Annotated in this window: 7 protein-coding genes; all 7 read left to right on the top strand. The window is 61.5% G+C overall.

The window, feature by feature from the left end; translation table 11 throughout:
* Positions 1-18: 18 nt before the first annotated feature.
* The 7 genes from IH944_09005 to IH944_09035 all read left to right on the top strand — a co-directional run bounded on the left by IH944_09005 (position 19) and on the right by IH944_09035 (position 13,133).
* Positions 19-6,885: a PQQ-binding-like beta-propeller repeat protein gene (locus tag IH944_09005; GenBank protein MCH7904686.1), complete on the top strand. Its 6,867-nt coding sequence runs from the start codon at positions 19-21 to the stop codon at positions 6,883-6,885.
* A 177-nt stretch (positions 6,886-7,062) separates the two neighbouring features.
* Positions 7,063-8,277 carry a type IV pilus assembly protein PilM gene (gene pilM, locus IH944_09010; GenBank protein MCH7904687.1) on the top strand — a complete coding sequence of 405 codons (1,215 nt, stop codon included), beginning with the start codon at positions 7,063-7,065 and terminating at the stop codon, positions 8,275-8,277.
* A 9-nt stretch (positions 8,278-8,286) separates the two neighbouring features.
* Positions 8,287-9,111 carry a hypothetical protein gene (locus tag IH944_09015; GenBank protein MCH7904688.1) on the top strand — a complete coding sequence of 275 codons (825 nt, stop codon included), beginning with the start codon at positions 8,287-8,289 and terminating at the stop codon, positions 9,109-9,111.
* Positions 9,112-9,132: 21 nt separating this feature from the next.
* On the top strand, positions 9,133-9,903 hold the full coding sequence (locus tag IH944_09020) for a hypothetical protein (GenBank protein ID MCH7904689.1): 771 nt from the start codon (positions 9,133-9,135) through the stop codon (positions 9,901-9,903).
* 40 nt (positions 9,904-9,943) lie between these two features.
* Positions 9,944-10,642 (top strand): hypothetical protein, encoded by a 699-nt coding sequence (locus IH944_09025; GenBank protein ID MCH7904690.1) that lies wholly within the window; start codon positions 9,944-9,946, stop codon positions 10,640-10,642.
* Positions 10,643-10,741: 99 nt separating this feature from the next.
* A complete protein-coding gene (locus tag IH944_09030) occupies positions 10,742-11,425 on the top strand; it encodes a hypothetical protein (GenBank protein ID MCH7904691.1) in 684 nt (227 codons plus the stop codon).
* A 40-nt stretch (positions 11,426-11,465) separates the two neighbouring features.
* Positions 11,466-13,133, top strand: coding sequence for a hypothetical protein (locus IH944_09035; protein MCH7904692.1), 1,668 nt, complete (start codon positions 11,466-11,468; stop codon positions 13,131-13,133).
* Positions 13,134-13,189: the final 56 nt, after the last annotated feature.

The raw sequence follows: 13,189 nt of genomic DNA on the forward strand, positions 1-13,189 counted from the left end.
GGAATAGCGTGCGCGGGATTGATCATCGCGTCTTTCGCGTCGGCGCAGGACTACAGGCAATTTCGGGGCAACCACCACAGAACGGGCATGCCGACCCTGGCCCCGTCAACCCCGCCTCTTACGCCACCGTCGTCCTACAACAACGCTGGCCGCTCGTTCTTGCGCTGGTGGGATCCGATCCTGGCGAACCGGGTCACGCTCGACACAGGTGAGATTGGAACGCTCGAGGTGCCTCCGATAGACTGGACTGCAGTCGGAGTCGGCAACGTTCCACTGGCGTTCAACTTCCTGTCGAACAACATCCTCTTGCCGCCGTACGTCTTTGCTCGGACCGTACCCAGCCTCAGCTTTTCACAACCAACGCTGGCGTCGCCCGGCTTTACCGCCGCACACTACGAGTGGCGCTTCTTCGGCGTTGGAGTTGGGCAAGAGTACGAGCTGTTCGTGAACATTCCCATCGGTCCGACGGACGTCGATCCAAGCGTCTTCGTCACGCAGCTCATGTTCCCGCAGAAGTTCTACGTGTTCGAAGTGCTGGGCGTGGTCGGCGGGCCGATCCCGATCATCGTGGACACGTTCACAAACGGTGGCGGATTCCTCCGGCTCAACGACCTGCTGACCGGCATCACGACGTTTACGGCAGACTCCAGCGGCCAGATCGCAGTGCGGCTCTATAACACGACCCCGCGCGGCCCGAACGGTGATTTCCTCGACGCCCCGTTCGCCGATCCTGGCAATGAGCTGGTCTACGCCGATGCGGCTGAGCTCGTGAACCTCGTAGCGCGCGGCGGATCGTACGCCGCGACCCCGATCGTCAGTGAGCTGACGGCGAATCCACCGGGCGGTGGACCGGCGCAGCTGCAACGGCGCGTGTACGCTTCGAGGATCGAGGAGACGACGGTCGGACAGCTCAACAAGACGTTCATGATGGGTGTCTTGTCGTCGTACGCGCACAACGGCCTCAACGTTTTCGACCCGACCGGATTGGGCAGGCGCAACCGGGTGTTCGACTGGCCCGTGCGTCGGCCGTTCAGCGATCTGCAGGTCGAGCTCGACCGGTATGCCAGCGATAAGCGCGACTGGATTCTGAACGCCGGCGGCAAGACGAGGTCGCTGCAGGTGATCCAGCAGGACAACCTCAACGGTGGAGTTGCTCCAGTAGGTGGATTCCTCGTAGGCGCCCTCCTGGCGAACTACATAGGTGTCAATTACTACATCGCACCGGTGACAAACGGCGCGACAAATTCCACGGTCACGTTCCAGCCGGACTTGCCCGAGGACAACTACTTCGTTTGGGTCTGGATGCCGGACCTCGACGACGGCTCCGCGCTCGCGATCGAAGCGCAATACGAGATCATGCGCGGCGGCGCCGTTGTGCAGACGATCAAGTTCAACCAGTCAATTGCCAGCGGTTGGGTTCCGTTGCCGGATCAACCGACCGACGGATACAGTCACTCTACGGCCACGCGGCTGTCCGTGAGGGTCGTCAACCACTCGGACGTCCTCGGCGATCTGGGGCGGCAGGTCTTCGCAGACGCCGTTAGGTTTGTGCGCACCGCAGACTTGCAGATGCGCTCGACCTCGGTTCAGGTACGGACTGACGTCAGGCTGCCGGGCGGTGCCGTCGTGAGCCGGGACGTGCTCATCATAGCGATGGAGAACGGCCGGATCTACTGCATCGACGCCCACGGCGATCCGGTGACGGCCGACCCGCCGCGGACGTATTGGGCTTATCCGAGCGAGGACGTGTTCCCCGACCCGAACCACGTCGCGGGCGAGGATGGCAAGGACGGCATGGCAGAGATGCCGACCGGTTTCGACATCAGCTCGGCGCTGGTAGCCAACGTCGGCGGTCAGGACTTCCTCTACATCGGCACGAAGAACGGCCGCGTGTACTGCCTGGAGCTGACCGGCCGAGGCGACGGCACAACGCGAAGAGTCTGGACTTATCCGGACGACTACAACCCTCTGTTCCCGGCTGCGCCGCGATCCGCAAGCCTGCTCGGACCGATCGCAGGATCGATCTCGTTCGGCCCCGGCGGCGGAACGCCTACCATCTACGTTCCGACGACGCAAGGACGAATCTTCGCGCTCGACGCAGCCGGAACGCCAGCGACCAAGTCGACGACGGTGCGTTGGCAGTATCCGCCGGCGACGGTGCTAGGCCCGATCACGATGGCGCCGGCAGTAGCGTTCGGAAACGTGTACTTCGGCGCGCCGGATTCCGACGGTTCGCCGAACGGCACGATGTTCGCGATCGACGAGGTGACCGGACTCGTTGTATGGTTCTCGACCGGCACCGTTTCCGGTTCGCACGGTCGGTACGGGCCATCGAGCCCTGCCGTCGTCGATCGCTCGCTCATGACTGGCGGCGGTCCTTTCGAAAAAATCAGCGCGGTGTTCGCCATGGACGACAAAGGTCGTTTCGTGTCGTTCAACGCTTTGACGGGCGCGTTCCAGTGGGAGACGACGGAGCTTGGCTCTGCAGCGACTAGCTCGCTGCTCTTCACCCACCAGACGGTCTACAACAACGCCGGCCTTCTGGCGCTCAACACGCCGGTCATCCTGGTTCCGACCGTCGACGGCCACATCGCGTCGTTCCCGGCCGACGGCAGCATCAACCGGGCCCTGCGACATCAATTTTGGGGCGTTACGCTCGACGGTGATGAGCAGATCGGTTCGGTCGCCTCCGGCGGCAAGGCGCCCGGCGAGATCCATTCATGGCTGTACGTCGCAGATTCGGCGGGCCTGCTTTATGCATTCAACTTTGACCCGGTGCTGGGGAACAACCAGATAATCACTCGGGGCGACCAGCCTATTTTCCGGGATACCGACATCAACAACCCGAACGATCGGGATTTGGACAACATCATGCTCCAGGCCAGCTTCATACTGCTGGTGCCGGACGCCTACGATAGCCTACTGGCGGGCCTGCAAGACGGGACCTTGAAGTACAGCGACCTGACGTCGGCAGCCTCCACTCAGGCCGCGCTGCGCCGGAGCTTTGAGTTTGGCGAAGCGCTCTACGTTCTGATCTACGATCTGCCTGAACTTTTCGGAGCAAACTCGAACTACAACATCGAGATTCAGCTCTCGGGCGGTCGGCGCGCTTCGACGAGGCGCCAAATCCAGGTGAGGTTCATTCCGGACGGCCCAACGCAGCAATTCCAGGAGAAGTTCATGCTGGGCGCGTTCCCGATGCTCCCAACTGGATCGGGCGGACTCGTGCCGGGGGACAATACGCTGCGGGCCAGGGCGATCCTGGCGGGTTCCAGCAGGCAGCGAGGCGCAGCTCGGGAGATTCCGATAAAGCTCGCCAACCCGATCGGGATCGTGTTCCTCGAAAACGACGGCTTCACGGTGGCGAGCAGCGTGGGCAATACCACAGACGTGTTCCATCCGATGGTGCAGGGCAACGGCAATGTCAGCAATGATCAGGGCAACGCTATCGAGCCGTTCACGGCGGTCGGACCGAGCCTGAGTTCGCAGTTTGGCAACGTCGCGCACGGAACCACGGGCGTTACGAGAATGCTGGTGTTGGACCGCAGTTTGATGCGCCTCATTTACGGTCGGAGCCGCGGCCTCTCAGGTATTCGGTTCTCGGCTGCGGACGTTGCTTGGATACCGGATGGCAGCGCGGACGGCGGGGTCTGGAAACCGCTCACGGACAACGTCGGCGCAGTGTATCCGTCTTTCGAGGACTATCCGATCTTCGTTCCGAACTCCAGCCTTGATTACCCGGACGTCAATCGAGACCGCATCGTCGTCACGAAACAGGCGTTCGGCCGAGTAGACAATCCGCAGTTCATCGGCGTTGAACTGGTCCCGCCGGCGATCGCCTCGATCGACGAAACGAACTACCGGACCGCAGACCCGAACCTTGGTTACGACAGGCAAATGACCCGCGTGCTCGCCCGGACGGACTTCGACATCGACCTGAACGTGCCGCGCTACCAGCCGCCAAGCAACAGAGGTCAGCCGCCAAGCAACAGCGGTTACTACGGGTCGCAGACCGTGTACGTCGACGCAGGCCGCACCGGTCGTGACCCGGGCAACGTGGAGCCGTACAGGACCATCGGGCTCGGTCTGGGCGTCGCTGTCGACGAACGTCTGACCGTCGGAACGCCGACTGTCGATCTGAGCTCGCTGCCTGCAGGCGGCGGATTCAACGGCGGCCTGGGCTTCGGTCCCCGCGCGCCGTGGGATCCAGTGACGCAGTTCAGCCCATGGAACAGCATCTACCGCACCGGCGCGATGAAGATGTTCGACCCGTTTTCGGTGTTCAACGAGGGCAACGTGAACCTTCTGAACGTTCGCGTGGCGAAGGAGTTCGACTCGAATTCGCTCATCTTCTCGGGCCGTCAGTATCGACCGGTCGAGCTGTACTCCGACGGGCTGCACGAGCTGTCGTGGCTGGACGCGTCGTTGCACCTGCACACCAACCTCGACCCGCGATTCAGCGCCACGGGCCCGTTGATGACCGGCATCGACCCGCTGGGTCGCAATATCCTGCAGAAGGCGCGCCCCGGCGACGTCGCGCCGACGCGCCTCAGCGTCAACCCAAGAAGCCGAATCAACCCGAATCTTCCGGGATCGGGCAGTTTGCTGATGGATCCAGGCCTCGTGCCAGTCGGCGATGCGGCAGTCGGCGTCACCGTTCCGATCGGCGTGCCGGTCGGCGACTACATCCGGCGTATCTTCGCTTTCGAAGATCGGCTCGGATCAAACCGCTTTGCGTGGCTGCCGTCCCTTGGCCAGGATGAGCCGTTCTCCGATCCGGGGTTCACGCTCAAGTTTACGGTGCGCGAGAGTCGCTTCACGACGAAGCCGACGCTCAAGGCTGCTCCCAACATGGAGTCGTTGCTAATGGCAGACATCCACCGCTTCCCGAACGCGCAGCCATCTGCGATGCGCGACGGTCGCGGCAACCTGTTCGTCGTCTTCGCATCGTCGAGAATAGACGTCGGTCCGAACTGGGATCCAATGGTTCGCACAGAGGCCGACTACGCAGCGCAGAATCCGTGGAGGATCTATCTGAGCTCGCTGGTGTTCGACGGGGCGGTCGTTCCGCCGGTCACCCAGAGCCCGATCGGCGACTACAACGGCTGGCTCCAGAGCAGCGGTGCTCGGTGGTTCAACAGGTCGCTGGCCGGTCCGTTCCCGACCGCGGCGCCTAGCACGCTGTTCACGCTCGGACCAGGCGAGGTCGTCGTGCCATCGAGCGTGCAGTTCGGCGCGCCGACGTTCCCATCTTCGGGGTCGTTCGACCTCACGCAGTTCCCAGACGAAAGCGGTCGTGTCTCGATCCAGAACCGGTACATGGCGTTCCTCGGCTCTGCGGCTATAGCCATGCCCGACGGCTCGGAGTCCTTCAGGGAGCAAGTGTTCTTGCAAGAACTCGGTTTCCTCTCCACTGGATTGATCACGGAAAACGCGCCGGCCACGGCGCTGCCGTTCGACTATAGCGCAGGCAAGAGCCAGCCGAGCCTCGTCCAGACCGGCAACAGCGCAACGGTGTTCTACACGTCGAACGCCGGCGGGCTTGGCGTGGTGGACTGGGCTCACTACAACGGCTTGGACTGGACGCGTCCGTCATCGCTGCAGATGGGGAACGCTTTTGAATCGGTCGACGCGCCGTCTGCGGTTCTCCGCAGGTATCAGAACAGGAGTATTGCCGACCCCAGTCAACCGATCAGGACTCGCAACGTCATCGACGTGGTGTTCACGGCCAAACTTCGAGGCAGGAGCTTCAGCGAAGCGTTCATGACTCGACTGAGTGCCAACGCGAACGGTCGACCGACAGGCCGAACTCCTCAAGCGGCGTTTGGCCCGAGAATCGACGAGTTGCTGCTCGATCCCGCGACGGGCACGTACTGGGCGCCAGGCGCCGTCTGGCGGCTCGGACGCTCCGATCTGTTCATCGCCGATCCGACGGCCCCGTTCAGCGACACGGAAACTTACATCGACGTTCTGCGCATCGTGGGCGGGACGTTCGAAACGGTCGTCGACAAGACGACGCGCACGTTCGACCGAGATACCGGCCTCATCTCGTACTCGACCGCTCTCGGCGGCCGGGTGTACGTGGACACGAACACCGGCAGCATCAGGTTCTCCGGAGCGGTCGTGCCCCGCAGTATGCGGCTGTACGTCCGGTACGCACCGTACTACCTCAAGGTCAGCGCGGGGCCGGGAGCAAACTACCGCTCTGCAAGCATGGTCTACGACGACCGATTCATCGGCATCTACTTCGACGCCATTCAACCGATCAGGAATCGATTGGGCGACATCAGCTACTGGGGCAACCAGGCCAACGGTAGGCCGGCGTTCGACGACCTGTTGCGATGGGATCGTCACGTGATCTCGTTTACTCGCACTTCCAGCGACGGCACCCAGGCGGCAAGGCCGTTCTTGAAGACGGTGAGGTTCGGCGTGCAACTGCCAACCGCAATCGCCCTCAATGCGGACGGCTCGCTGTTCAACTTCACGGTGACGTGGGACGCGGCCGTCCCCGGCGCTGAACGGTTCTATCAGGTAGACCCGGCAACAGGCCGAGTGTTCTTCATGGCGGGCACGGAGGATCGGCGGATTCAGATCAAGTACCGCGGCGTGGACGACAGCGGAGTCCTATATCCGAACCTGATCACGTTCGAGTCATCGGTCGGTTTGCTGACCGAGCTGCTCGAAGAGGCCGTGCCGATCGAACAGGTCGGAGCCGAGTCCGGCTTGCGGCTGGCGCTGGATCCGATCAGCGGCGCCTTCAACCGGCGAAACTTCAGGCGGCCTAACGTGTACTGGCTGTTCTGGACCAGCACCAGAACTGGCTCTCCGGACGTCTACTTCGAGACGATTGCGCCGAGGTTCACTCCCAGGCCTCCGGCGCGCTGATTCTGAACCGGATTCCTGCCCAGACCGGTCGCTTTTGGCCGGTCTGGGCAGGTTTGTGTAACCCAGCCGAATCTAACCTGCGTCCAGTTCTACACAGAGGCGCATTTTCGTATTGACAGTGAACCTGGCGCGGTGCTAATATCATTGGGCGTGCGTCAGGGCGCGGGTAAGTCGTATATGGCTAAGAAGTTGAACAGTGCTATCGGCGTCGATATCGGTAGCCAGACCATCAAGTTGGTCGAAATCCGGCTGCAGGGCAACCAGCCGACGGTGACCGCTATGTCCCAGGCGATGACCCCCGAGGGCGCTGTAGACCACTTCGGGGTCCATGACGACCAGGCTGTCGGGGCGGTCCTGAAGGAGCTGATCAGCTCTTCTGGCGCATCGGCCAGCGATGTCGTCGTGAGCATTGCAGGCCAAGGCTCCGTCTTAGTTCGAACCCTCGAAGTGCCGAAAATGACGGATGGAGAGCTCGCGCAGCACATGGATTGGGAGATCACCCGCAACATACCGTTTGGAGAAAAGACGATCGAAAGCGACTACAAGGCGTTTCCGTCTGCCGACGACCAGGCGCAGAACATGGACGTGGTCATGGCGATTTCGCCTCAGTCTGCGGTCGAGCTGATGGCCAGCGTAGTCAAGAAGGCTGGCAAGAAGACCGCTGCGATCGACGTCGAACCTCTAGGTATCGCCCGCTCGCTCGCCGTGACGTACGATTCGGACTACCACGACAAAACGCTCTGCGTCGTCGATATCGGGCACAAAACGACTTCCATCAACATCTACAGGAACGGTCAGCTCCTGATGCCTCGCTTGGTGCCGATCGGAGGGCAGATGTTCACCCAAGCGATCGCCGACGCAAAGAACATCGGTTTCGAAGAAGCTGAGCAGATCAAGATTAAAGACGTGAATATTCCGGCTGACGCGGCGCAGCAGATGGAAGGGCTCAACCCGTTCGACGCAGACGCTGGCACGCAGGCGATGGAGCCGTACAACCCATTTTCCGACTCGCCGGAATCCGACAAAGGCGATGCTCAGGTAGAGAACCCGCCAGCGGTCGTCGACGAGCCACCGTCCTCTGGAGGAGAGCCTGACGAGCTGTTTGCAGCCTTGGCAGACGTCTTGGACGAGATGATCGCGGAGATTCGCCGGTCGGTCGACTACTATCGCAGCAAGGGCGGAGACGTTGATCACGTGCTGCTGTCTGGCGGTGGATCGAAGCTCAAAGGGCTGCAGGCCTTCATCGAAGCGTCGGTCGGCTTGTCCGTTAGCCAGTACGACCCGCTGAAAGGCGTCGTTTCGAGCATCAGGAAACCCGACGCGTCGGTCGACGAGTCACATTGCGAGGAGTTTGTAATCGCAGTCGGCAACGCGCTGCACGTCGCATTTTAGGATCAGTCTATGAAGCTTAATCTCGTACCGTCGCACGTAAAGGAGGCACAGGGAGCTCTCGTGTTCATGCTGATTGGCGGAGTGATAGCCGCGGTGGCGGTCGCCATCTCCTTCATGTTGATCGCGAACGGGCGAGCAGCCTTGGATAAGGCCAATGCGCGCGTAGACGCCGTCGTGGACGATGTCGGGCGGGTCATGGGCAAGGCTGAGAAAGCCGATGAGATCATCCTGCTGGCAACCGGGATCGACAGGAACATCAAGCTGGCACATGCGATGAGCGAGCACAGCGCCAAGTACCCCGCGTTGTTCAAGGACGTGATGGATCACATCCCCAGCTTCTACAGGATCAGCTCGCTCTCGGCGACTCCGACCTCCGCAGCGAGCTGCACAGTGACGATGAGCGGCGTACTGCAGACCCACCAGCAATACGCGGACCTGGTCGCAGCGCTCTACAAGATGGAGGGGGTTACGAGCGTCGCGCGCGGCGGTTTCGTCTCGACGGCGAAGATCGTTCCGACGCTCACCGAGCTGGACCAAATAGGTACTGCTGTGGGGCCGGGGCAACCGAACCTTTCTTCAGACTGGGAGGCGAGGATGGATGAACAGATTCAGCTGGCAGCATCCGAGCCCCAAGGATTCCTGAACGTAGGAGGATTTGGCGCTCCGGGCCCAGGCATGAAGGGCGCCATGCCAGGCTGGTCGACCGTGACGATCACGATGTCAATCTCTCGGCCCATGCAGACGCCGGATCCGCGGGCAACGGTCAATCAGCACGGATCGGGCGGTGGTGCAGGGGCAGCAGGCGCATTGCCGGGGTTCGCAGGTGCGCGATAATCACAGACAGAGAAAACAGAAATGAAACTTAGCGGCTGGGTCTATTTAGTGGTTGGAGTCTCGATTGCGATGGTCGCGTTGTCGTACTCGTTTTTCCAGCACTTTCTGCCAGACATGGTGGACGCCACGCTCCGCACCACGTACGCCAAACTTCTTGAAAAGGAGGCGGAGAGGGAGGGTGCTGCGCAGGTCAAGATCGACCACGCGCGCAGAGACGTGGCCGAAATGGCGGCGGAATGGAAGCAGCTATCCGCCGATAAGACGCCGTCGAATGCGCTGTCCGAAGGCGGAATCAACCTGTCCAAGAATCCGTATGACCTCACGGTTGACGCGCCGAAGTACCGAAATAGCTTGCAGCGCGCGATCAACGAGCAGATGCGGTACGGCGGGGTGACTGTCCTGAGCGGCGGCAGCCGCGTGCCGCAGCCGCCCGGCGACGCAGCCAGTCTGATGAACTCGTTCTTCAACTACGACCGACTGCCGTTCCCCGTGGTCATCATCGACGTTGGGGCGATCACCGTTCGCGGCACGTTTGCGCAGATCAAGGCGAATATGGAGGGATGGAGCCAGATGCCGAACTATCTAGCTGTGGCGGACGGTCTATCTCTCACAGGAACCGCTCCGGAGTTGACTGGAACCTACAGCGTTTCCATCATCGGGTTCATGCGCGGGGGCGTGACGGGTCCGATGGGGGGTGTCGCGTCGCTGCCCGATTCCGGCGAGGAAGCTGGCGACTCGGAAGATATCGCTCAAAGGCCGGGCAGTGGAAACGTTGGAGGAATTGAACGATAGCTCAGACCTGGGCTGACCGAAGAGTATAATAATGTTACGGATGCCGATCTTTAGAACCGGATTACACCGATTCGCGGGCGCTTGCGTTTTTGCGGGCGCTGTCCTCATGCTGGCCGGGTGCGTCTCGAACGGACCGCGGGCGGAGGCGGCCAAGTCAACTCCGCCAGTCGGCGTTCAACCTGTGGAAATCGGTACCGGGCCCGGTGTGCCTATGCCGCCTGACTCCCCGTTCGTCGATCCAGCGACGCTGGGCGAGGGCATTAACTTCGTCATTCGAGCGGACCCGTTTGCACTGTCGGCAGCCGAGGTGAATTTCAACCGGGCGCAAATGGCTGAGAGCTTTTTGACAGAGATGGCCTGGGATACGCCTGGGGATCTGTCCCTGGATACGGATAGCGGCGCCCCCAGGATCGTCGTCGAGCCTGTGCCGCGGTGGCGTCTCTCCGGCATCATCATCGCCAACGGGGTGCTCGGGATTCTCGATAGAGGAGCAGGATCGGACTCTGTACAGATCAGGCCCGGAACGAAGATTCCTGGGACGGAGTGGACAGTGGTCTCAATCGATTCTGAGAGAGCCATTCTCCGCAGGGAAGGGAACAAGCGGCCGAGCGAGTTCGCGGTGAACCTGCAAGGGCCGCTATCTGGCCAGTTGCCGAGCTTCGGCGGCGGAGGCGGCGGCGGTGGCGGCGGTGGCGGCGGTGGCGGTCCACGCGGTGGCCCTGGGGTTGGCCCGCCGTAACGAGTATTATCAGTTTTCGGCACTCGGCTGAAAGAGAAATGGACGATGGACGAAACGAATTGAAGAATCAAGCGTGATTCTCTTATGGAGACAGTTAAAATGAAGAAGATAGTTGGAATGGTTTTGGGCTTGATCTTGGCAGGCTCGCTCGTCGTTGCGCCCATGGTGATTTCGGCGCAGGGCAATGTGGACGATCAGCTGATCGGCGAGCTTGTGCTCGATCAGGCCGATGTGCGCGACTCGCTCAAGATTCTGTTCAAGCAGGTCAGCGCCAGCTACACTGTCGCGCCGGACGTCCAAGGTTCGATCACGGTCAACCTCACGGACGTTCCGTTCCGCACAGCGTTGCGGGCGATCTTGAACCAGGTCGATGCGACTTACCGGGTTGAGGGCGGCATCTACCACATCATCAGAAAGCCGACATTCGACTTAGACACCGGCACCGATCCACTGCCTGACACCGGCGACAATTTCGTTACGCGCCGGATTTATCTGCGGCACGCAGATCCTCAGTTGATCGTCGATCTGCTGGCCGGTGAATCGGACGTTGGCGGCGCCCAAGGGCCAGAGCGGTCCAACCTGCCACAGTCCGGCGGCTTCGGCGGCGGCGGCGGCTTCGGCGGCGGCGGCGGCGGCGGCGGCTTCGGCGGCGGCTACGGCGGCGGCGGCGGCGGCTTCGGCGGCGGCGGCGGCGGCTTCGGCGGCAGCGGCCCGGGCAGCGGTGGCGGCGGCGGCGGCTTCGGCGGCGGCGGCGGCGGCGGCGGTGGAGGCTTCGGCAGATAGCGCCGATTGCAATTTGGGATTTGTCTGGAGGATATTTGGGATGACATTTAATGGAATCAGTAGGCTTGTAACGATCGCGGCCTGTCTGGCAGCAGTAGCTGTATCAGGCGTTGCGCTTGCGCAAGAGTCCGTGCTGGGCAAGAAGGTCGACCTTCTGCTCATCGACGTGGACTTGTTGGCCGCGACTCGTGCTTTGACGATACAGACGGGTATCCAATTCGTCGTGGAACAATCGGATGCCGAGTTCAATCGGATCAATCTAAACATCAGGAACATGACGCCAGAAGATGCGATCGGCTACGTTTGTAGGGCGGCTGGTGCTTGGGCGGAGCGGGATGCAAACGGCGTCTTTATCATACGCCACGGTTCTAAGCCGACGGGGACGGTCGGCCAGATTGAAGCTCCGATCGTAGCAAAGCCGACTCGCATAACGCGGATCAAGCTGATGAAAGCCGATCCTCTAGCGGTGCGAACTCTGCTTTCAGGACGTTCGATCTTCGATGCGCGCGACAGCGTCACGTTGATGAACAATGAGATCGGACGTGTGTACCGAAACAGCAATCAGATTTACATCCCTGGAGCCCAGGAACTGACGACCGGTGGTCGAACTGGCGTTCCGCGCGCCTTTACGCCAGCCACGGCCCGGTTGCCGGCGAACTTCGACGGTAGCCTTGATCTGCCGATCGATTCAGCTGGTCAATTCGGCGGCGCTGGCGGCGGCGGCGGCGGCTTCGGACAGGGCGGCGGCGGCGGCGGCTTCGGACAGGGCGGCGGCGGCGGCGGCTTCGGACAGGGCGGCGGCGGCGGCGGCTTCGGCGGCGGACAGGGCGGCGGTCGAGGTGGCGTTGGAGACCTTGAAGGCGGCGAGGGCCTGGTGCCGGAAGGCATTGACAGCATCGTATACGACCCCACCACAAACTCGTTCATCGTGGTCGGCACGGATGAGGCGATCCGCGAACTTGAGAATGTCATCGCGATGCTCGATGTGGCTCCGCAGCAGGTCGTGATCAAGGTCGAGTTCGTAACGACGACGCAATCGGCGGACAAAGCGCTCGGCATCGACTGGATTTACCAGCGAGGTGCCGTGTTCGCTGGCATTCGTCCCGGTTCGTTCGCCCGCACGAGCAACCCGATCTTCTTCAACTACGCAACTGGAAACGTCTCAACCAGGCTGCGCGCGCTGATGAACAGCGGCCAGGGTAGAACTGTCACGGCGCCGCTCGTGCGAACGCTGAACAACCAGACTGCGGCGATCTTCGTCTCCACGACGACGTGGATATTCATCAACCAGGTGATCAACGGTTTCGGCGGCATCATCACGATTCCGCAACCGATACCGATTCAGGTGTTCACCGGATTGACGGTCACCCCGCGCATCAACGGAGACGGCACGATCGTCATGGGTCTGGCCCCGCAGATCTCCCAGTTCGGTCAAATTAAACAGGGACCGAACGGTCAGGAGATTCCAGAAATCTCGAATCAGAGCGTCTTCGTAGTTGCTCGCGTCAAGAATGGCGAAACGATCGCCCTCGGCGGCATGAACAATAACTTCGACAGCTACTCTGAGTCGCGGATTCCGATTCTCTCCGAACTGCCGTTAATCGGTCAGTTCTTCCGAGGCAGGACGACGAATCAGACGCAGAGCGAACTGCTGATCTTCGTGACGCCGACGATCGTAGACGAAGACAACTACGGGTTAGGACCTTAACCAGTCTGAAATCCAATATCCGACAGACAATCCCGGCGGCAGGGGGCACAAGCCCT

The organism is Armatimonadota bacterium (genome assembly GCA_022563855.1).
GTDB lineage: Bacteria > Armatimonadota > Fimbriimonadia > Fimbriimonadales > Fimbriimonadaceae > JADFMN01.